Consider the following 23,118-nt stretch of genomic DNA (forward strand, 5'->3'; position numbering starts at 1 on the left):
TTTTTATGCTAGTGCAGTTCTTAAACCCACTTTTTGTAACCAACACGACAAAAATAAGGCCACGTGCTACAACATCAATGAGGAAAGAACCATGATGAAATGGATAGTTGGTTTAAGCCTACTATTTAGCAATGTTGCTAGTTTGGCAGCGACTTCGGTCGATTGGTTACAGGTAAAATCAGAAGACGGCATTACGATCTACTCGCGACACCATAGCGATGGCTTAGTCCAAATACGGGCGCAAATGTTCGTACCCACCAGCTATTTCGCTTTTATGCGGCTATTAGATGACAGTGAACATGTACCAAACTGGATAGATAACGTGAGTAACAGCCGTGTGCTGCAAAAAATTTCAGATACCGAGAATATTGTTTACACCCAATTCTCGGCACCATGGCCAGCTAAAAACAGAGATATGGTGACTTATTCAAAATTTGAGATGCTACCTAATGGCTTAAGTCTAGACATAGTGGATGCCCTAAATTACTTGCCTGAACAACCGGGATACATCCGTATCACTCAAGTCAACGCACATTGGACGCTGCAAAAACTGACTAATGGTATGACTCACATCGATTATATTGCCTTCGCTAATCCAGGAGGTGCACTACCTAACTGGTTAGTGAACAAACTGTCCACTGACAGTGCCTTTACCACATTTAAAGGCTTGCGCCGAGAATTGGCCACCTATCAAGATAAACTTCACCCTGCCGTGAATGAATAGCATTCTTAACCCAATACTTGGCCAAAAGGCAGGTAAACAATATTCAGCACGATCAAGATAACCAGCGCACTGAACGTTAGCTTCATACCACGAATCCGCCCTTTCAGTTGGTCACTTAAAATCGCTCTGGCATGTAAAATTCGGCCAACGATAAACGTAATGCCTACCCCGTGGATCCACCATACGCTAGCACCATTAAACTCCAATAACCCCATTAGGATTAAAGTAATAGGAATGTATTCTGCGGCATTTCCTTGCGCGCTGCGAGCTAATTGCAGTGCTGGTACTCCACCATCGGCATATCTCACTTGGTTAGCCCGACGCTGTTTAATAACGTTAATCGCTAGCCACAAAAATAATGCTGAAAGTATCGATGCATATAGAGCAGTAACCATGGTCATTCCTTTTCAAGTCAGTAGTGCCTCTACTCTATAGTAGTGCATCAAGCACGTTCAGATCACTACTCTGATTCAAAGCAATCTCTAGTGCTGGAGTGGCTTAATCTCCTGAGCCGAGTACACCTTATCCACTTTATCCCAAGGAATCGGGTCAATTGATACACCTGCGTCTTTTGCGCGTTGGTGAATACGCTCTAATGAAGAACCAAACTGCTTATACGTTTCCACACCAAAACCATTGCTATCGCGATCCATGACTTTATCTGGTGCCAATTCAGCTAAATAGATGGTCGTACCACAACCTCTTAACCAAACTTTGGCTTGCCCATTGGGCAGTAAACCAAACACGAATTCGGTGCGATAACAAACATTACCCAATGAACCATCTCTATTTTGGTAAAGACTTTTTTGTGCCATCAAACTTTTCACATCTTCAGATACAGTATATTTGGTGACATAAAACTGGGTGTTAATAAGTGAAACCCAATACAAATAAAGAGTATCGGGTGGCAGCTTAATTCGCATGACCTGATCACCTCGTCGATTCATCGCAAAGGGATGTATTGGTAATCCAAAACCATCATAGCTAGGAAGCTCTTTTTTGATATTATCAAATGCACTGATCCTCATAAACTGAGAAAAAGTATGTAAAGGGGATGTCCAATCTTGCGTATCGTTCACCCCATAGGCTTGAGTCACTCTGACAGGGTAAAAAGAGGGCATTGAAACGCTAACGCTCCATGCCGTTTCCGGTATCGACCCAGCATACGATGCGCAAGCATTTAACAATGCCGAGATCAACAAAACAGATACACTTTTTAGATACATTTTACGTTCTGATCAAAGATTGTTAATTAAGAGATTTGATCTCTTCCATTGAATACACCTTATTTACTTTATCCCAAGGAATCGGGTCAATTGATACACCTGCGTCTTTTGCGCGTTGTTGGATATCATTTAGTAAAGAACCCTGTTTATATCTTTCTTCATCAAACCCATTACTATCACGATCCAATACTCTATCCGGTCCCAGCTCAGCTAAATAGATGATTTCACCACAGCCTCTTAGCCAAACCTTGGCTTGCCCATTGGGCAGTAAACCGAACACGAATTCGGTGCGATAGCAAACATTACCCAATGAACCATCTCGATTTTGGTAAAGACTTTTTCTTGCCATCAAACTTTTAACGTCTTCAGATACAGTATATTTGGTGACATAAAACTGGGTGTTAATAAGTGAAACCCAATACAAGTAAAGAGTATCGGGTGGTAGCTTAATTTGTACTACCTGCTTTTTCTGGTTCATTGCATAATCTTGGATTGGTAATCCGAAGCCATCGTATTCATGAAATCGTTTGTTGATATTCTCGAATGCACTAATCCTCATAAACTGAGAAAAAGTATGTAAAGGGGATGTCCAATCTTGCGCATCGTTCACCCCATAGGCTTGAGTAACACTGACAGGATAAAAAGTGGGCATAGAGATACTGACACTCCATGGCGTCTCCGGTATCGACCCAGCATACGATGAGCAAGCATTCAACAATGCCGTAATTAGCAAAAAAGATATACTTTTCAAATACATTCTACTTTCCTTTTTCGCATGGGTAGCTGGCGCGCTTATAGCAACCTTGACTTTCATCCCAAAGCGGTTTAAGTGCAAAACTATCATCTGACGAGTGGTGAAATACGTTTAACTGCATCAACTCTTGTTTACGTTTTTCATCAAACTCACCCTCTAACTTGGTATACTGTCCTTGCTTTGCCATATCCAGTACTTTTTGATTGAAAGCCTTAAAGCTGGCGGCTAAACCATTTATGGTTCGCTCTGGAAAATCTCTTACTGTGTAATAAACCGCATAAGGATCAGGAACATGCCAAATCTTGCCATCATAATCCTCAAGAGGAACACCATGAAACTCGGCTAAACCATACATCAATCTGAGGTATACACGGGAGAGCTCTCCTTCCACCCTACGCTGTATATAAAGGCGACCAACCACTCTTCCGCCCTCTTTTTTACCATGATTAATAAACTCAACTTCTGGCTCTACATAGTCACTGTCCTGCCAGCCAGTGGCTAAATCACGTTGCTTATACTCAGCCAGTTTTTTTCTCACGTATTGCTCGGCGCGATCCTTATCCCAGCGGTCAGAGAAAGAGCGGCTCGCACGCTTCACCAACTTCTTCTCTAGGATCGGCAAGAGATAATCACTGTTGTTGTAGCTTAGGCGTGAATGGTAACCGCCACCAATATCGGAATGGGCTCCTGGAAGGACAAATTCATGAAAATGATCTACCGAATCAACAGAGTTAAGATGGTTAAGGCTGAAGTTATAGCGGCACTCAATGGTAGGATCGGCGGTTAAGTGAACAGCACACCGAACGCGCTGAGGATCAAGCCATAACCTTACATCACCGTTGTCATGATGAGTTGAAAAATCAAAAGAGAGTAGGTCAACCACAGAAGCAACGGTATCAAACAGGCCAGCGAAAGTAATCTCACAGCTGGCTTTAGCCTCATCTGCTTCACTCCAATCAAACCCATACGCCAAGGAAATGCCGCTCTTTTGGCACGCCTTACTAAACGCTTGAGCAAACTCGCCCTGCTCGCCATCTAGTACCACATTAATAAAATGCCTTGCAGCGGCGGCTCCACGGCTAAAACCGAACACATCGAACTGCAGCTTGTCAAGACCATCGACTGTATTTGGCTGAGCACTAGCAAACTTAGCCTTCAAGGCATCAAGATTGCCAGTAAGCTGATCTATACTTGAGATCACTTTTGCCGTCACACCATATTGACCTATCCCTGCACCTTGCCCAAAAATTTCAGATTCATCTGCTGGTGCAATATTGGTATCATTTCCAGTACCTATACCAGTTATATACACAGCATCAGTGTATATTCCTCCTTCTCGGATATCATCGCTTAGAATATAACGATCAAACAACTTCTGTACATTGGTTAGCTCATTAGTGGCGCTGCCTGCCACTGTCTCTACTTCGCCTTCATCATTTTTAAATAAAGAGATAAAAAAATTGTCTTTTTTAGGATAATCAAAACACTCGCTCGATAAGTGAGTAGCAGGAATGTCGTTTTTAAGCCGCCCTGTTTTTCTGGAAATAATGTCGCAATCAACCTTGTATTTCATTTTCCATGTTTGATAGTAATTCTCTAGTTGAGTTTTCCCCCACTGCGCACTGTAGCTATTATTGGCCGTACCATCAAAAAACATACCTACACGTAAGGTAATAAAGTTAAATCCTCTCACTTTAAGAACATAACTTTTATCTGTCAGTAAGTTGCAAGCATCCGCTTGACCTTTTTGGTGCCTTACGGGTAGAGCTTGTTCTGGCGTTAATTCGGTTAGATCGCCACTGGTTACGTTTAGAAAACTAGCACTATTACCTAAATGGTCTTGGTATTGCTTGGCAAAATCCAAAGTAGGGTCGGCTTCATTATTGGGTGTTCTCAGCTTACCCTGAGACTCTCTTAACCATTGTTCAGCATCGAGAGTGAGCGTCACCGGGCCGGGGGCAAGTGTTTTAAGCAAGATAGGCGCTTCACCTAATACGACGGGAAATTCATGCTTTGCAGAGTCAGTGATAGTACCAGTGATGCCTTCAAATGGCTTATTGAACTCATCACGGATGATAATTTCAATCCAATGCGTTCGATTTTCACACGGCGCACAAAAAGGGCTAACTCCTGTTGTACTTCTCATTACCAGCTCTCCTTAATGGCTTTTAACTCTTTCAGTTCATCCGATGTTAAATGTAAAGGATGGGATAAATCATCAAGCGCGGTATCGGTTGCAGTGACGAGTGCAACTAACGCATGCTGCTCTGCGACCTCGTAGCTATTTTGCTTTTCTAATGCTGATTGCAAGGCTGATAGTATCGTCTGCTGCGGTGATTCTAGGCGTTGTAAAAGATGCGGCAATAGCTCCCACCAACGTCTTTCTAAGGAATTGGCATGAACATTTATGTTGTACAAAGGCGCTAGGTGGTGAGGTAACATCTTCCACCAAGTCCCGTGGCGAAGCACAAATTCACTGCATGAGGTATTACTGAAGGTAATGAGAGCGTCTTCTTCATGGTGATCAATCGCCACCAATTGGTTGATGTTGCCTAAAAAGTGATTCACCTCAGTTTCATCCATCGCTCGTAGTATGGGAATAATCACATCACGATCATAAAAGCGAAACATCACTTCTTCGCCATCTAATGCGGCAACTAATAAGCTCCGCAGATGACCCAAAACTTCTTGTGTGCTTACCGGGCTTGACAACGCTAGTCCCTGAGCAAGGAGCGATTCTGGCAACTCCAAGACAATATCAGTGACAGGAATTAGCCACGGTGATAGCGGCATAACTGAGTCAAACATGGAGCCATAAAATAAAGGCACGGCTTCCTCAAATCCAAAACCACCATTTTGCGCTAAAGCAAGCTTGTGAAGTTTATGATCAACCAACCAATATTGATGCTCTGACTGTGCTTCAAACCACGATTTCAACATTAGGCATCCCCGACTAATGGGCATACTTTTACGGCTGGCACTCGTGCTTCTTCAGCTTGCAATAGCGCTTGGTAAAGAATGGTTTGAGGTGGCGCGGGGGATTTTTGCAGTTCAAGCTCACCAGGTAATAACGGTAAATCGCCACTAAAACCACTACCACTGCCCGCACTTCCGCCTGAGTTTAAATTAACGCACGCCCCAGAAAGATGGACACCAGCAGGATCGACTTTGACAAAACTGCCACCGGCTGTCACGGTAATTTCTGACCCTGCTTCGATCACCACTTTTTGTCCAGCTTTGATGTGGATTTCATCTCCACTTTCATTAGTCCAAACTTGCCCTGATTTTACGTGCAAGGAACCATCGACCATTAATATACAGCTACCCTTAACCGATTCGCGGCTTTCGCCCTCCACCGTGAGATGGTGGTTATGTTTAATGTGCGTAAACTGGTCGTTATCCACCGTGAGGTGCTGGTCGTGCTTGATGTGCGCCGTGGCATCATTGAGCACCAAGGCGTCTAAGTCTTTTTGCGCGTGTAGGTAGATTTTCTCTTGCGCCGCTTGGTCTTCAAAGCTCAGCTCGTTAAACCCTTCTCCTTGGTGCGTTTCACTGCGCAGCACGGTTTTGGTTTTGTTATCCGGCAGTGTGTACGGCGCTTTGTTGGTGGCATGGTAGGTACGGCCTGTCACTATCGGTTGGTCTGGGTCGCCGTTGAGAAACGAGACGATGACTTCATGACCAATGCGCGGAATGGCTATCATGCCATATTGACTGCCAGCCCAACCTTGTGAGACGCGCACCCAGCATGAGCTGTGTTCATCGCCGTTGGAATATCTGTCCCACGGGAAATGCAGTTTGACGCGGCCATGTTCGTCGCAGAAGATTTCTTCGCCATCAGGACCCACGACTAACGCCATACAAGGGCCATCCACTTGAGGTTTGGCTTGCGGTGTCGCACGCCACGTGACATCGGCAGGAATGAGCGTGAATTGGTTGCTGTACGTGGTCGCGCCACTGCCGCTCTCTTCTTCCAATGCTTGTGGCTGACGCCCTTGATGGTGCACTTGCACTACAACCCAGTCGCGGTTCGCGCTGTCGTCAAGGTGCTCTTGTAAGTCAAACTTTGTGCCCGCTTGTAGGCCAGGATGGTTACTTTTTCCGCTCGCGGTACGCGCTTCTCGTCGTAAGTACTCTAAGCGAATTTGATTAAAGGCTTTGCCGCTGATGTCGTCTTTAAAGCGACCCGGTGCATCAAAGTGCTCGTAGGTCGCTTGCTGGTAATCCATCTCGCGCCCTTGCGCTTGCTGAGCAAACGAGTAGCTCGGCTTTTTAAAGCTGTAATCTTGCAGCGCGCTGTGGCTCACTTCAGTTTGGCTGTGTTGCGTTAACTGCGACACATAAGGGCTTTCCATCACGCCACCTGCGAGGGCATTGTAAGGGATAGGCGTTTCTCGCTTTATCAGGCTTTGGCTGTCATCACTGAAAAAGAGGGTGTGTTTCCCTTCTTCATGAATGAAGTGATACACCAAGCCTTCTTCGGCGGCTAAGCGGTGCAAGAAGTCGATATCCGTCTCACGGTACTGCACGCAAAATTCACGCTGCGCACACTCACGTTTCAGCGAGAAGGCGTAGTCGTTAATGCCCATTTCTTGCAGTACGATGGAGAGGATTTCGGGAACGGTTTTGAGCTGGAAAATACGGCTGTTTTGGCGCAGTGATAGCCGCTCTAATGCCGGGACTAAGGTAAGTGAGTAAAAGGTGTGATGATGGCCAATATCGCCTTTACTGAACTGGCGCACAATGCCGTGCACGCGCTGCACGACAAGGCCATCACGCAGCATCTCAAGCTGAGCGGTTTTGTCCACCAGCTCCAGCGCCGTTAAGCCAGATTGGCGACTGGCCAGTTTTATCTCATAGCGAAAACCGTAGCAATGCAGGCCCGCTTGCGCGCTATCAGACAGCGATTCCACGCCTTGGTATTCACGTACCACTAACGTGTCGTCTGCCAAACCCTCCACGGTGAGCCTAAAACTTAACCTTGCCATCTTTTTTCCCTTCCACTCTTTTATCGCAAAATGACACTAGTACAGCAAGTGCAGTGCCAGATATTTTTCTTTGATATTCATGAGCTTATAAACAGCTCGATTGACAAAGGCAACAAACTGCCTGATATGAGCAAAAAGTTGCCCTTCAATAACCAATTGTTGCTCAGCTTATTGAGTCTGAGTTTCCTGATTATGTGTCACAGTCAAATGCTCAAACTGCTTGTCGAGCTCGGCCATTTTCCAGCTCAAATTATTAAGCCGCTGCTTCAGAATCATAAACTCCTGTTCAGCCTGTACAACATCACCTTTTTTGAGCAACTCTTCGACATATGCAGCTCTCCCGTAAATAGGTGACAAACTAATAGCGAACTCCTCCAACGATTTGGTTTGTCTTTGCAGTTCGGTTAATTTTCCTTTTTGCGCGAGCAGCGCGATGTTGGCCATCTTGGTTCTCGTTTCACTAAAACGCTCCATAAAGCGCTCAGTTTGTTGCAGAGCTTCACGCTTAGCATCGGCAAACGCTTGATCAACCTCCCGCACCGATTCGGTTTGGGGATAAAGTTGCAATAACGCATCCAACACTTGCTGGGCTTCAACACGAGCCGATTCAAAAGAGCGCGCCATTTTTTGCTCAATCGCCTCTCGGTACAATGGCACAATCTCATTTGACAACTGTTCAAGCTTGGCTGGCGAGTTAGCCTGTTGAAACGCATTGACCTGCTCTGGCGTATGTAAAGCAGGTAACCTTAGGTTGGTTGCATAAGATATTGAGTTGAAAAACGGCAAATAAGTGACGGCCCCATACACCATCACAACACCAAGAACACCGGATATAAAAGCGGCCACATGCGTAACACGTGAGCGCTTTTGATTACGCACCTGCTCAACCTGTTCCGTTTGGGTATGGCGCTTTAGCAGCGAATGATATTGCGTTTCTAAACGATCAATATGTTCAAAAATAGCAAAACCTACCCCTTCGAAATCGACCACATAGTCCGGCTGTTGCAGCTCTAAAATGGCATGCATACGCTCACAAAAGCGCTCACAGCGGTATAGATCACGCAGCGCTTCATGATTCGGACGCAGATCTTTTAACTCCCGCACGACACGAGCATTAACCCAATCGAGCACTTCCTTGCGCATTTTCGCCGATTTTACGTCCGGTTTTGGCAAATTACTTAAGCAGCAGCACAGCAGTTCAACACCATTGGCGTATCCTGCTAAGCCCTGCATTTTTAAACAGGCTACGGTGTAATAACCGCACAGCAAAAGGTCAATCCCCGGGCCTTTTGCTAATGTTTCACAAGAAACTTTCACCACAGCCCAGTCTGGACCACCTGATAATGGGTTGTTACGACGATTGATCTCATCTCTCACCTTTTGGTAGGCATCAATGTGACGAACAGCGGCAGCATCATCTATCAAATGAAAACGAGCGTGGTCGATAAATACAATATTGGACATGACTACAGCGTCCTAAGTGAGTTGAGGAGCGATGACCAATCGCTCCTCACTATTATTTTAGTAAAGGGTTTTCGAGAGTTTGAATGACTTAAATAACCGCTCGGTGAATGGGTTAATATCTGCCTCTGAATTGAGTCGATAAATCATCTCACCACCGTCAACTGCAAACTTAAAGTCAACCGACGTGGAACTAGCACCCACCACATCACCTTGTTCAAGCAAGCGGAAAAATGCCCACGGGCCTTGGATATTAATACTTCGTGGCGACATATTATTTTTAGTCGGCACTAACGTTACTTTAGAGATCGCAGAATCACGCAGCGTATTTGGCCAAATCAACTCGACACTGTCTCTTGGGCCGTGACTATAAGCGAGATATTGACCGTCAACATTCAGCACACTGCGGCGTTTGTTGTTGCTCAAGCGTAACGGTTCAACCGAGAAACTAACGTCTAAGACCCCTTTGCGGTTAAAGAAAGCTTGCTGAATTTTCTTCGCCTGCTTGAGCTGTTCTAGAACGTCTTTGCGAATAATCGACTGCGCGTTATCGTCATCATTGACCGCAATATTTTCTTCCACAAACATTCTTAGCTGGTTGTTGTAGAAGTTGTCTAATGTGCCGTTGGGCGCAAAAAATGATTCAAAATCAGAAAGAGAACTGTCTTTGTTGGAAGACTCATTAAATGGATAGCGCCCAGCCAATTTCTCTTCAAAGGTTTTGTAAACATCATCATGCCAACGAACTTCAAGGTGCTTAATCGCTTCTTGTTTGACAACATACCAACTCTCATCCGCCAGTTTAGACACCATTGTATCGAGCGGTTTAGGCAAACCTGATGCAATACGTTTCACCGTGTAAATTGGATCAGCGTTCACTAATTTTACGCGTGCTTTGGTGGCATCCAGCGCAGCCATACCAACATCTGGCGCTTCTTGAATAGATTTGAGGTAATTTTGTAACTCTTCCACCGCCACTAATACTTCATTGATGTACGCTGGCTTATCACCGACTGGCTTGAGCATAGCGTTTAGTTCAGCAAAGGGCGCATCAATCTGCGAAGCAACTTTGTATTTTGGATTTTTTAACAGCTCTTTTTGCGCGGCTTCATCTTTAGGCACACTGGCATACATTTGAGTATTGCTTTCTAAAGTGCGAAGCAAACGCTGCATCGGTTCAATGTTGCCAGTAAAGTTTTCTAATACTGACACCGCGTCATTGATGTCGCTAAAATACTTAACGCTGATTTCATTAAGAGCCGCACGCCAGGTATTGGTGTAGTCCGCCACATACAAGCTGCGGATTTTGTTACGAAGGTCATGCTTATCCGCTTCGCTAAATTGAGCCGATTTGGATTGCCCCAGTACCCAACTGTCGATCAAGGCCAGCTCAGAAACGGATTCTGATTGCGGCATGAAGTAATCTTCAAACCCTTTTTTGGTGAGCATTTGCGGAATATACAGCGAGCTGCTGTTGACCACTCGCTCTTCAAAAACCACATCAAAGACGGGGCCAATCAAGTTGCGTAAATTGATCGAGGGGCCAAGAACCGTTTGTGCATTCAACTTCAAATTACGGTAAACACGTTGATCGTTAGGCATAGAACCAAGATCAGACTGCACTTTCGCCACCACCTGATCATAAGGCTTCATCACCGACTCTGCATTGCGATCACCGCGCGCGCGATCACCCGCTAAATCCGTGTGTAACATGGCGTAGTCTAAATGCCCCAGTAGTTCTTCTTGGATCACGCGTTGCCCAGCGAACTCTTGCTGCCAGTATTTGGAGAAATAATCGAGTACATAATCCTTATAGCGGCCGCTTTTATCTACCATCATGCGATAAACACGCAGCACGGCCAGTTTCTCTTCATCTGTTTTGGCTTGGTTAAGCTGCACAACGACATCAGCCATTAGCAGAGGTAAAAAGCGGTTTTCCAATAGATTCAAATAGGTCGCTTCAACCATTGGACCAATCGTGTGGCCTTGGTACAAACCAAAATCGGAAATGTACTGTGGTTTATCACGGAAGAAGCCAAACTCCAATGTCGCTTCACGAATTTTATTGAGCGGCACGAGAACATCTTGCTGAGAGGCTAAATAAAGATTAGAGGGGAACTCGTTTTTGTACTCGTTTACTTTCGCTAACACCGCATCAGAGTGCTTCACGTTACTAAGGTAATAACGATGCCAAGTGCCGACTAATAACACAGTTGCAATAGAACCGGCCACTACTGACAAACCAATCAAGCGCCGTTTTTGCTTCGCAACACGAAAATTATCCGAGGCAAGTCCAGCTTCAGGATAGATAATGTTATTAAACAGTTTTTGTGTGAAATAAACCGTTGAGTTTTTGGCTTGCTGCGCTTTGTTGATCGCATGATCTAGCCCGTAACGACGTGAAGCGGCATCATCAAATGCGTTTGTGGGTACGCCCTGTTGATACACAGAAGTGAAATACGCACCACGCACCAAAGCCGACGTAGAGAACTGATCACTGGCCAATGCATCGTTGAAAAATTGTAATAAGATCTCTTTTAAACCAGAAATTTGACGCGTGAAGCTATAAATAGCATTGCGCTCTTCCAAATCCATCGGCACAGAAACGGCGTGCGGCAGTACATCATTAATGCGCTCAACAAACTGACTGTAGTCTTTTGAAAACTCGTTGAGCCAGTTATCCAAGTCATCAATAGAGTCGAGCGAAAAGGTAAAGCCCAGCACATCTTCACGCTGACTGCGCGAGTAATGTTTAAAGAAAGGTTCAAAACCGTGTAATAAATCCAATTTCGTCAATGCAATATAGACAGGTAGACGCGTGGATAACGTCTCCATCAATTCACGTAAACGAGCACGCAATAAATTGGCGTAAGCTTTACGCTCGGTTGCAGTTGCGGTTGCTAAATGAGAAACGTCTAACGCTAAAACAATACCGTTGAGTGGACGACGGCTACGCGTTCTCTCCAACCAATTAACAAAATGAAGCCACAAACGGCGCTCCATCGCACCATCGTTATCATTGCTGTGGTTACCTTGTGTCAGTAGCTCTCCATCTGGATCGATCAATACCGATTCATCGCCAATCCACCAATCAAACGAATACGGGTTTTCACTTTTTTGACCCGAGGCTCGCATTACCGAAGAAAAAACAAAGTTTTGCCCAGAGCGGTTGATGAGGCTGGTTTTACCGGCATTTTCCAAACCGAGCACTAAATACCATGGCAACGCATAGAGATAATTACGTTTATTGAGGTTCTCTTTCATGCTGACCATCACTTGGTTCAGCTCAACCTCTTGGCGCTCTTCATAGGCTTTAATTGGATCTTGGCGAAGCTGATCTTCACGCTTTTGCTCGGCTTTAAAACCTTGCAATTTTCGCCACTGCCACACGCCCCAAACGGCCAAGGCACCTAAAGTGAACAAGCTACTTGCCACTGCGCGAGCGGTTATCGATTCAAGTGGTTTATTCCCCGCGATCTCTAGCCAAGGGCCTGCCCACCAAATCGCAACATTCAATAGAATGAATGTGCTAAATAGCAAAATAGGCATCGCCGCGGCAATGCCCGGTGTTAACTTTCTTGCGATCCCAACAATAAATTTCCACATGGGTTTGTGTCCTTCGTTTACTCTGACGTTGTGTATTGTTCTAATTGCTCAACTAATGAGGGTTCCCAATCGGTAACGCTCATGGTGCTAACCTGAGCATGTAACGTTTGGTACTGTTCTTTCGCCATCGCATCTAAATTATTGCTATTTAACAAATCAGCCGATAATAACCGCCAATAGAATTTATCCCTTGGCTCACTGGCGCTGACCAGACCATCGTTGAGCATAGAGAGCGCCACCGCAATGCCTCCCTCTTTCGCTAAGCTAAACGCCTCTTTGCGTTTGTCTTGCCAATCACCTGCTACTTGGCCTTGGGCGCTACTTTGCTGCTGGCTGAGTAGCCACTCTTTTACGCTCGCATTGACAAAAGGCTCGCCTCCTTTGAATTTCAACTCGAGCAGCGCAGGTAGACGTGCCACAAACTGCTGGCTTTCACTCAAAATGGCTTCACTCCACGCCTTTTGGCCTAAACTTTGCGCGATTTGATAGCTCATCATTTGCCCTTCAAACCAGTAAGGTGCCATGGTCAAACTCTGCTCTACCTTGCGCCATAAGGCTAAATCTGGGCTACGCATTTGGTCGTGATACTCTTTGATTCGTTCTTGCGCCATCGCCCGTAACAGTGTTTCACCGCTGACGTCGTGCTCAGGTAATGAGGTAATACTTGACCACACGGCAAAACGCCTAACTCGTATTGCCAAGGCAATGCCGAACTCTTGTTCAGACAAAAACTCAGCTACCTTTAGTAAGGTCTGCTTAGTGGCTTTGTCACTTGAACTGTCGACGGAGATGGCGCTCTGGGTGGTGGTTTTACGTTCAACCGCCGGAGTCTCTTGCACATGTTGAGTCGCTTGCTCACGTTCTGTTGCACGGCGCAGTTGGGCTTGAACTTTAGCCACTAGACTTTCAACGCTTTCAGACATCAGTCCGGCTTGAGTAGTCGCTTGCTGTAGCGCGTCGATCGCGGTGTTTAACTCATCACGATCTGGTCCATCAAATTGTGCGAAATCTAACTTGTCGATAACTAAGGCTAACCGCTGCAGAATCTGGCTGAAGAATTTGCGACGTGGCAAACTGCCTCTTTTGCCTGGCGCAGGGAAGCAATCTTCCCAGTAAAGGGACATGAAATCGCTCAGCAGCTGCAGCGACGTGGTGAAACGTAGCGGTGTGACTTGGTTATGCAAACACTGCAACAAGTAGATCAATAATTTGAGATCTTTACTTTTTTCGCTGAGCAGTTTGAGCGTACTGTGTTCGACTTCATCCCATTGCACACTAGCGTGGGAGAGTGACCCCACTTTCATCATTTGATCTTCAACAAAATCAAACAGTGGATCATCAATCAGGCGCTCACCCACAGGGTTATCGGCTTGAATAGGCTGAGTAATACAGCGGCGATAATCGGTTAACTCCATTGGAACTCCTTACCAACCACAGCGTGTTTTTAGTACCGTTAATGATTGCGAAAGCTCGCTCGCATCAAACTGCAATCCATCAACAAAAGGAGAGTTTGAACGCAGCACAAGGCGATTTTCTCGCGCCATCGCTTTCATCATCTCAATCGCTGGCATGCCTCTGCCTGAGGAAAAGAGCAAACCTAAATCGTCACTACGCCAAGATTGTGCCTGCATATTAGCAATCGACACTTGGATGCGAGGGTCATCAATCGCGCTAGGAAACGCCAATTCCACTCGACTCAAATTGTCGATACAGCTCATCAGCAGCACAGGTTTAGCGTTATCGTCAAACTTTGTATTTTGATTTAACGCAACCAAAGTAATCCACGCATTCCCTTTATCATCGTCGCCCTCAACGGTTAAGTGACTTGCTTCCCCGTCTTGATACTGGCTGATGCTATCAAAGGCGCGTTGCCAAGATAGCGGCGCATTGGGCGTTGCCGCTTGAGGTATCACCACGTCAGAAGGCGTTTTAAACAGGTGGTCAAAACAGCTCAATCGCTCTAACCGAGATGTGATCGTAGTGCATTGCTCTGCTTGTGCTACAGCGTCATTTTCCGCATTTGCCATGGGGAAATACAACGTCATAGAGAGGCAAACTGTGAGCCTAAACAACCGTTTATTCATGGTGTTTTAATCTCCAATTTTTGGCATTTATAGGCCAAGGTCCGCTTGGGAATACCGAGGCTTTGGGCCGCTTTGGCCCTGTCACCAGCAAAATATTGGAGGCGCTCACGGATAATACGAGACTCAAATTCATTCACCGCTTGTTTTAAATCATCCACCACTCGACTGACACCTGACTCAGCTTTAGCGACCTTATGCCCATGTCGTTCAGTCTCTGGCTGCTGATCGGCTTTAGTGTATGCTAAACGTTGTGTAAAGCAGGACTCCTCCACCTGTGTGCCATCCAGTGTTTGCGCACAACCAAATTCAATAAGGTGCTTGAGTTCACGCACATTACCGGGAAAGTCATAACGTTTTAGGCAATCGATCGCTTTATAGTGCACACCCCGAATGTTGGTTGCATGCTGCTGATTAAAGCTGCGTACAAAATGTTGGCTAAGCCGTTCAATGTCATCCATCCTTGCCGCAAGGCGTGGCAAAGTGATCGGGTACTGAAATAAGCGGTAATAAAGATCCTGACGAAACGATTTATTACGCACTTGTTCGAGGAGATTGACATGCGTTGCTGAAACCAAACGAAAATCAGAAGATTGTTCGTTTTTACCGCCAATCGGCCGAAAAGATCGAGATTCCAACACCCGCAGTAATTTGGCTTGCAGGCTCAAGGGCATATCACCGATTTCATCCAAAAACAGGGTTCCGCCATCGGCTTGCGCAATCAACCCTTGTTTATCGCTATCCGCGCCGGAAAACGCCCCTTTGCAGTAGCCGAACAGTTCACTTTCCAATAAGTTTTCAGGGATAGCCGCGCAGTTAATAGCAACAAATGGCGCTTGTTTACGGGGCGAGAGTTGGTGCACCGCTTGCGCGACCAACTCTTTACCTGTCCCTGTTTCACCTTGCACCATCACTGAAAGCTGTGATGGCGCGGCGTTGATGATCTGCTCTCTTAATTTTTTCATCGCCAAACTGTTACCGATTAAGGTTTCAGAGAGGCTCGCAATTAATGAGCGACGAGCGTTGTCTCGCTGGACGTCAGACAAGGATTCCGATAAGTTTTGTCGATTTTGTTCTTCCCGTTGCATCTCATTAAGCAACGACCACTGATGGCAAAACACATCCACATACTTGATAAAATCTGGCTGCTCAAATAGGCCTTCCAAGGTATGGGTTTCACCAATCAACAGCAAAATAGACTGAACTTGTGTATCCCCATTAGGTAACGGGTGTACAACCACGCTATCTAGCATGCCGACCCGGCTAGTGAGTTGACTAAACAGGCGATTAGATTGCCAAAAAACCAATTCATCAGCGGTTAAGTGCATCGATTTGGCCGATTGCAATACATGGGCAAACGGACAATCAAAATCGGTGACCGACCAGCTTAAATTCAGCGGGTTATCCTGTGGCACTAAGGTACGGCCGTCTGAACTGGGAACCAGTAACAAGCAAGTATCGAGCCTTAGCTCTCGGCGCAGCGTTTCTACAAACAATGCGGCCAATTGGCTAGGCTTTCTCGCGACAACAAGCTCGGTTGCGTAAGCTAACCAGTGACTCATGATCACTCAACCTCTCCAATAAACTCACCCTCTTCCGCCGCTAAATAGATGCGTTGCACTGGTTGTTTATCAGCCAATTTATTTAACAAAGCTAATGAAATCGGTGGTAGTAATTGACCTTCGATGATCGCTTCCAGCATACGAGCCCCATTTTCAGAGCGCGTGGCACGGCTTAAGATCTCTTCGATCAAGCTATCTTCAATCACCACGTCAGCGGCATAACGCTGTTTAAAGAGCTGCTCAAGGCGGGTTAACTTGCCACGCACAATCTGCTCTAGCACTTCTTTGCTGAGCGGTAGATACGGAATAATCTCCATACGAGCCAGTAAGGCGGGTTTGAAGAAAGCCGCAAGTTCTGGGTAAAGCTGCTCATCAAGCAACTGAGGCTGCTGCGCGTAATCGACTATGGTTTGGTAACCTAAATTCGAGGTGAGGAAGAAAACGATGTTTTGGCAGTCGATCACTCGACCTTCACCATCGGCCAGCTCACCTTTATCAAAGGCTTGGTAGAAAATATTGAGCACTTCTGGGTGCGCTTTTTCAACTTCATCTAACAGCACCACAGAGTACGGCATTTTACGAATCGCTTCGGTAAGAATGCCACCCTCACCATAACCAACATAACCCGGAGGCGAACCAATCAGGCGTGAAACAGTATGCTTTTCTTGATATTCCGACATGTTGATAGTGGTTAAAAATTGTTTACCACCATAAAGTTGTTGCGCCAGTTGGACTACCGTTTCGGTTTTACCAACGCCACTTGGACCCACGAGTAGGAAGGAACCTTTTGGACGCCCCGGACGGCGCAAATCCGCGCGCGCCGTTAATAAGTTACGGTGAACACGCTCAATCGCAGTATCTTGCCCTTTGATTGCCTCACCTAAAATAGCCGTTAGGTGGGTGATTTTATGCAGCTCATCGCTGTTCATTTGGTCAACGGGCACACCCGTCCAGTCCGCAATCACTTCCGCGATTTGCTGAGCATCGACTTGTGGATGCATGAGGCGATCATTATGAGGGATCTCTTCTAAAGCTCGATATTGCTCCTGCAATTGAACAAGTAACTCATCGCGCTCAACTTGGGTCTGCTCACCATGATCCTCAGCGCCATCTAAGAGCTGATCGCGTAGGGTAATAATGCGCTCAATAATCGCTTTTTGCTCTTGCCAGCTTTGAGTCAAGGCCGCTTTTTCAGCTTCATCGGCCACTTCTTGGCTACATAGCTCATCCAAGCGATGCGAATCAACCACTTGACCTAAATATTGAGCACGCTCAAGCATATCAATTTCAAGTTGACGTTGATGGCAAGCGGTCTCTAGTTGCGCTAAGCGCTTCGGCGGTGTGGTGATATTAATTGCAATACGCGCGCAAGCAGTATCCAACACATCAATCGCTTTATCCGGCAGTTGTCTACCTGAAATGTAACGCGCTGAAAGCTCGGCGGCGGCTTTCAATGCATCATCAGTAATCAATACGTTATGGGCTTTTTCGTAAACACGATTCAAGCCACGTAGAATATCTACTGCTTGGCTGATGCTCGGCTCTTCTAATTTCACTAACTGGAAACGACGAGTCAGCGCAGGATCTTTTTCAAAATACTTTTTGTACTCTTTCCATGTGGTGGCTGCGACAGTACTGAGCTCGCCTCGCGCAAGAGCCGGCTTGAGCAAGTTGGCCGCATCACTACCACCCTCTTGGTTGCCAGAACCAATTAAAGTGTGCGCTTCATCGATAAACAAAATGATCGGTTTAGGCGAGGTTTTGATCGCGTCAATCACGCCTTTAAGACGTTTTTCAAATTCACCTTTGACTGAAGCACCCGCTTGCAACAAGCCGAGATCGAGTGAGCACAACTCTACATTTTGCAGCTGTGTCGGCACATTGCCCGCAACGACGCGCAATGCAAGCCCTTCAATCATGGCGCTTTTACCGACACCAGCGTCTCCCACAACGATGGGGTTGTTTTTACGACGACGACACAAGATGTCGATCATCAAATTGAGTTCGTTTTCACGACACAATACTGGGTCCAGTTCGCCGTTACGCGCTTGCGCCGTGACATTGGTGCAGTATTTATGCAGTGGCGAAGATGACGCTGCATCCAGCGCGGCAGGAGCTTGAGAACCCGCTTTGCTTTTTTCAACCGCCGACTCGGAAGAGTCTTGCAACAGCGTATCAAACCCTTTGTTTAGGCTCTCTTTGTTGATGTGTTCAAAAAGACGGATTAGTTTAAGTGGTAGGTAACGATCAGCGCGCATCAACGCGGCTAAAAACACCACACCTGAACGAAGCTGATTCTGATTCAGCTCAGTGGTAGAAAGCAACCAAGCTTCCTGCAATAGCTCAACCAACAGTGGCGAGAATGCTGGATAGGTATCTAACACTTGCTCACGAGCGTAACTTGCACTGATGGCTTGTTTTACGGTTTCCACATCTAAGTTAGCGTGCTTAGCTATCACACGCACATCCGAAAGTGGGTTCTCTAACAGCACATGCAGGAAATGCTCATAGGTCACTTCTGGGTGCTGACGTTCAATACATAATGAAGCGGCTTGCTCTAGGGCTAGCTTACTCTGTTCATTGAGTTTTGAAATTAATGTGGGTAATTCAATACGGATCACTACAATCACCTAGCCTTTTATAATTAGAGTATTTGGTTCAATTGGTTTAATACGTCTGCCGATTGGCTGTGCAGTAAATAGGAATAGCCTAAAAACACACCGACCCAAATAATGACAAAACCAAGCAGTACTGACCAAACCGGTAACTGCCTGCTTAACTTATATTTTGATTTCACCACATGGTCCGTGGCGGAGGTCAGTTCCTTCGGCTCGTTTTCATCCAACGAACTGACGGTGTCATGTAAACGACTGATCACCTTTTCACGCTCGTTGTGGCCGCTTTCCATCACACGGTATTTACCTTCAAAACCTAACACTAGGCATTGATAGATAAACTCTAGCAACGCGCGATAACGTTTAGGTTCACCTTCCAAGCGACTTAAGATGGTAAACACTTTTTCGCCGCCCCAAGTCTCACTGTGGAAACGAGACAGCATAGAATGTTCAGCCCACACACTGGATGCACCCCACTCAGTTCCCATGACGGCTTCATCCAAAAACGCACACAGAATGTAGCGATAAGCCATCAAAATCGCATGCTCAAACCCTTGCTCGGCAAGCTCGATTTCAATCGCTTTAATCTCTTCTACCGTCTGTTTGTAGATCTGCTCAATGTTGTCGCACTCTGACAAGCTGCGTACCCGCAGCGACAAACCAAACAGAGGGGTAGCAGCATCAATCAAAACATTAGGGTTATCACCACGCAGTTGAAACCAGTAATCTTGGTCGTGGTTGATCTGCTCGACGCTGTCAAAAAGCAGACCGCTGTATTGGGTGTTTTTTTTATCAATGGCCATCATCAGCTCCTAATCGCCCAGAATTGCAGGTCAAGATCTTCAAACGCACCCGCGACATGGAAAGCAAAACCACTTGAGCGACCTAACATCGACCATGCTGAGCTGGTTTTATCCAATTGGTAATAGGTATAACCGGCGTGGTAAGGCAACTGCCTTGGTGCCACTGGTAACGGTGTAATTGGAATGCCCGGTAATTGCAGTGAAATGAGCTCGCGGATTTTCTCCACTGACGATACTTTGGTCTGCTGAGTAAAGAGACGACGCAGTTCATCTAATGGCATGCGTGCTTTCACCGCGATGATGAATTCTGCGCTTTCAACCAGTTGAGGGTCGTGGATTGGGGCAACCATCAGGCCGTACTTACGTTTATCCAACTGAATCGAGACCGCTCTAGGCTCAAGCACGATACTTAGGCTCTGTCTTAAGTTGCGGATCAGCGGCCCAAAAGAGTGGGTCGGCATTTCATGGTTGTAGCTCGGAATGCTCGGTGGCAAACGACTTTCATCGGTAAATGTAGCCAATTCTCCACATACGCATGACAGGCACTCAAATAAACGTTCCGGGTGCAAACTGCGTAGCTCTGCCAAGTGTTGCATCTGGGGTTGTAAGCGATTCAGGGCTTGCAACAGCATAAAATCAGACACATCCGCGACCCCGCCTTGAGAGGGAGAGCTGATACGTTGAGCAATGTTTTTGGCACGTTCGCGCATTAACCCAGAGATTTCGTTAATAAAACGGTGCAAAGCCGCATTGCTCGCAACATTAAGATGGCACGGAATAAAATCCGGATCGAGCACGACACTGCCATCAGGACGTTTTTCTAAAATACGAGCGATCGCAATTGAGGCATAAGAGCTTCTGTCTTCTTTTTCAAGCATCAACTGCACACGAACAGGTGAGACATCTAGCGTCGTGGTGTCACCGCGCACGGTATGCACATCACGCACTTCTAGACGATTGCTTAAATAACGCCCGGTTCCACGCTCTTCAGGCCAGTTAATCTCCATTAACGATTCACTGCGAAGTGGCACCGCTAAATAGACCAACTGGTTTGCAAGCGAAGCATCGGCAATCTCGAGCGCATCTGGCAACACATCTTCCTGAGGAATACGGAAAACGGTTCCATCAGGCATAATGCCGACCGCACGTTCGATCGCGATACGACCAAAAGAGAGATATTCAGGGTTAAGTGATAACTCTGATACTCCGTAAAGGTAGCCACTGACTGATGAGATGCGTTCATCAATATGATATTCAAAATAGCGTTGCTGCTGCTGGAAATGCTGCGGTTTAATGAATAGACCTTCATTCCAAATGACACGATTACGCGCAAACATCTTGTTATTCCACCCTTTCCAGTTTTACATCGTAGTCTTTGAAATACATCAAAAGATGATATTCCCTACCTTTGTTAAGCACTTTGACGGCCTTTTTCCATTCACTCAGCTCAGGTTCAGCAAAATGCGCCATGACCCCAATGTAGTTCGTGCCTTCATCAATCTCGAACGCGTTCACAAACTTAAACTGGCCTGGTGTCATTACATAATCGTAATTGGCGATAAAATTGCTGCGTAACGCTTTTTTGTAGTCTGCTTTTACTTGGTCATAATCGGCAGACATAAACATCGAATCATCTTTGAGCTCAAACACTTGAACCTCTATCGGCGACGCTTCACCCCAAATATTAGGGTTAGTACCTTCATCACTAACGAGACTGAACGTTACCTTGGTCGGCTGTGTGGCTGGCTCATACTTTTCTGATGAGCTACAGGCGGTTAATACCGTCAGTAGCATCAGCAGGACAAAAGACCGCTTGTTCACCGTTATAGCTCCAGCTGTTTTTCACGAATTTTCTTGTCGTAAGACTGCTCGAAAATTTCCCAAAACAGTTTCTCAAATCCTTTTTGGCGATTAGAAGTGAGCTCTTGGTAGTAGTGGCAATACATCTCCCACGCCCAAGCATCTGAAGAGTGGTTCTGTGCATCACTATTGCGCTTGTAATGTTGGAAACGGCGCAGTAGCACTTGAGGAGAAAAGGCATTAAGAATCTGATTTAGGGCTTCGCTAGTGGCGTGCTGCATTGCTTCGTTATGATCGCGCACATTTTTTAGGCTTTCGGCAATCGCCGCTGGGGCAGACAAGTGCACCACACTTTTATCAGCATCATACAGAGTACGAATGGTTTCTTCGTATGATAGCCCCAAGCGAAGTGGGTTATCTTCAATCGGTTGCAAGTTACGATTCATCATACCAAAACGCCCTTCACTCACTTGCTGGTGAAGCTCAAGCAAACCTTGCACACACGCTTGCAACGATTGCCCAAGCTCTTCTGAAAGCATGTGCATTTTCGCCATATCGTGGCTATTGCCAACGTCAACACCTAGCCCGGTGAGCATGGGGCCGGTCAATAAGTGTGATGCATTGTTTGACGAGCTGTTGTGTTGCTCGGAGTGAGGGTGATAGCTTCTCGCCACTTCTTCCTCAAGTAGATCTAATACTTTATCGTCCATCGCTAAGCCCTCAGGTACGTTGTAAATACTGTTATTAATGTTCAAATGAGTCGGTGGTTGCGCAGTCTCATGGTGCTCAACAGCCGGAATAGGTGGTAAATCGGTGGAGGTTTTGCCAAAACCGAGAATTTTCTTTAATCGAATCGATGACGTCATCTCATACTCGCTGTCAGCTTGAGGCGTAAACTGCAGTTGCGACTGCTGGCTATCGTATTCTGGCACTAATGAATGTTGTGCTTGTGCGAGTGGTTTTTCCGTCTCTTCAAGCAACGACTCTTCTTGTTTAATGCCTTGCAATAAATCATCTAAAGCGGCGATAGGGTCCATTGAACTCGGCTCTGGTTCATCCTCGTCGCGGCTGATATCATCCAATGGACCATCTTTGAGTAGATCGAGCCCCTCTTTAGCAAACAGCTGATCCAAAGAGCCATTAATCAGAGAATCATCTTCACCCACTTGACCAAAAATGACACGAATTTGGTAAGGTCCAATGGCCACCTCATCTTTATGCTCCAACTTAGCCGAAGCACCTTGCCCTAACGGCTTATGGGAACCATTAACATAGGTATTACCAACCAGATCTTGAATGCAAAACGCACCATCAATCACACGGATTGCACAGTGATGATTTTGAATTTTCCCTTTACCGTCACGAAGCTGCCAATGCGCATCACTTGCAGAGCCAATCACACCGCCTTGCACATTAAACATCGCTTGTGCGGATAATCCTGATTCCAGTAGTTGCACATTCGTCACTACCATTGAAAGCGTTTGCTTCTTCTGCATAT

The 23,118-nt window shown here is 46.1% G+C and carries 17 protein-coding genes; 1 reads left to right on the forward strand and 16 read right to left on the reverse strand.

What is annotated here, in order from left to right:
- Positions 1-94 precede the first annotated feature (94 nt).
- The gene (locus tag AACT18_RS15800; RefSeq protein ID WP_026028159.1) at positions 95-724 is read left to right on the forward strand and encodes an START domain-containing protein; all 630 of its coding nucleotides are present in this window, start codon (positions 95-97) and stop codon (positions 722-724) included.
- A 5-nt stretch (positions 725-729) separates the two neighbouring features.
- On the opposite strand, the gene AACT18_RS15805 is transcribed toward AACT18_RS15800, so the two are convergent.
- The 16 genes from AACT18_RS15805 to tagH all read right to left on the reverse strand — a co-directional run bounded on the left by AACT18_RS15805 (position 730) and on the right by tagH (position 23,116).
- Positions 730-1,125, reverse strand: coding sequence for an MAPEG family protein (locus tag AACT18_RS15805; protein ID WP_017049285.1), 396 nt, complete (start codon positions 1,123-1,125; stop codon positions 730-732).
- Positions 1,126-1,206: 81 nt separating this feature from the next.
- Entirely contained in the window at positions 1,207-1,950 is a 744-nt protein-coding gene (locus AACT18_RS15810; protein ID WP_094125170.1) for a DUF2931 family protein, read from the reverse strand.
- A gap of 22 nt (positions 1,951-1,972) precedes the next feature.
- A complete protein-coding gene (locus tag AACT18_RS15815; RefSeq protein ID WP_094125169.1) occupies positions 1,973-2,707 on the reverse strand; it encodes a DUF2931 family protein in 735 nt (244 codons plus the stop codon).
- 1 nt (position 2,708) lies between these two features.
- Positions 2,709-4,850 (reverse strand): phospholipase effector Tle1 domain-containing protein, encoded by a 2,142-nt coding sequence (locus tag AACT18_RS15820; RefSeq protein WP_094143352.1) that lies wholly within the window; start codon positions 4,848-4,850, stop codon positions 2,709-2,711.
- Positions 4,850-5,668: a DUF4123 domain-containing protein gene (locus AACT18_RS15825; protein WP_017048113.1), complete on the reverse strand. Its 819-nt coding sequence runs from the start codon at positions 5,666-5,668 to the stop codon at positions 4,850-4,852. The genes AACT18_RS15820 and AACT18_RS15825 overlap by 1 nt, the downstream gene beginning before the upstream one ends.
- Positions 5,644-7,692, reverse strand: coding sequence for a type VI secretion system Vgr family protein (locus tag AACT18_RS15830; RefSeq protein ID WP_094143350.1), 2,049 nt, complete (start codon positions 7,690-7,692; stop codon positions 5,644-5,646). Before AACT18_RS15830 ends, AACT18_RS15825 begins: the two co-directional genes overlap by 25 nt.
- Before the next feature lie 168 nt (positions 7,693-7,860).
- Positions 7,861-9,156: a type VI secretion system ImpA family N-terminal domain-containing protein gene (locus AACT18_RS15835; protein WP_094125338.1), complete on the reverse strand. Its 1,296-nt coding sequence runs from the start codon at positions 9,154-9,156 to the stop codon at positions 7,861-7,863.
- A 57-nt stretch (positions 9,157-9,213) separates the two neighbouring features.
- Positions 9,214-12,759: a type VI secretion system membrane subunit TssM gene (gene tssM / locus AACT18_RS15840; RefSeq protein ID WP_094125339.1), complete on the reverse strand. Its 3,546-nt coding sequence runs from the start codon at positions 12,757-12,759 to the stop codon at positions 9,214-9,216.
- A gap of 17 nt (positions 12,760-12,776) precedes the next feature.
- Complete coding sequence (gene tssA / locus AACT18_RS15845; RefSeq protein WP_094125340.1) at positions 12,777-14,174, reverse strand: type VI secretion system protein TssA; 1,398 nt, start codon at positions 14,172-14,174, stop codon at positions 12,777-12,779.
- Positions 14,175-14,183: 9 nt separating this feature from the next.
- Entirely contained in the window at positions 14,184-14,843 is a 660-nt protein-coding gene (gene vasI, locus AACT18_RS15850; protein WP_094125341.1) for a type VI secretion system-associated protein VasI, read from the reverse strand.
- Positions 14,840-16,402: a sigma-54 interaction domain-containing protein gene (locus AACT18_RS15855; protein ID WP_174223856.1), complete on the reverse strand. Its 1,563-nt coding sequence runs from the start codon at positions 16,400-16,402 to the stop codon at positions 14,840-14,842. Before AACT18_RS15855 ends, vasI begins: the two co-directional genes overlap by 4 nt.
- A gap of 2 nt (positions 16,403-16,404) precedes the next feature.
- Positions 16,405-19,023: a type VI secretion system ATPase TssH gene (tssH, locus tag AACT18_RS15860; RefSeq protein WP_094125343.1), complete on the reverse strand. Its 2,619-nt coding sequence runs from the start codon at positions 19,021-19,023 to the stop codon at positions 16,405-16,407.
- A 23-nt stretch (positions 19,024-19,046) separates the two neighbouring features.
- Positions 19,047-19,820 carry a type IVB secretion system protein IcmH/DotU gene (gene icmH / locus AACT18_RS15865; protein ID WP_026027751.1) on the reverse strand — a complete coding sequence of 258 codons (774 nt, stop codon included), beginning with the start codon at positions 19,818-19,820 and terminating at the stop codon, positions 19,047-19,049.
- Positions 19,821-19,822: 2 nt separating this feature from the next.
- Complete coding sequence (gene tssK / locus AACT18_RS15870) at positions 19,823-21,157, reverse strand: type VI secretion system baseplate subunit TssK (RefSeq protein WP_017044997.1); 1,335 nt, start codon at positions 21,155-21,157, stop codon at positions 19,823-19,825.
- A 4-nt stretch (positions 21,158-21,161) separates the two neighbouring features.
- Positions 21,162-21,641: a type VI secretion system lipoprotein TssJ gene (gene tssJ / locus AACT18_RS15875; protein WP_013868298.1), complete on the reverse strand. Its 480-nt coding sequence runs from the start codon at positions 21,639-21,641 to the stop codon at positions 21,162-21,164.
- Between the two features lie 2 nt (positions 21,642-21,643).
- Positions 21,644-23,116 carry a type VI secretion system-associated FHA domain protein TagH gene (gene tagH / locus AACT18_RS15880; protein WP_094125344.1) on the reverse strand — a complete coding sequence of 491 codons (1,473 nt, stop codon included), beginning with the start codon at positions 23,114-23,116 and terminating at the stop codon, positions 21,644-21,646.
- Between the last annotated feature and the right edge of the window lie 2 nt (positions 23,117-23,118).

Source organism: Vibrio sp. V04_P4A5T148 (genome assembly GCF_963875605.1).
Lineage (GTDB): Bacteria > Pseudomonadota > Gammaproteobacteria > Enterobacterales > Vibrionaceae > Vibrio > Vibrio anguillarum.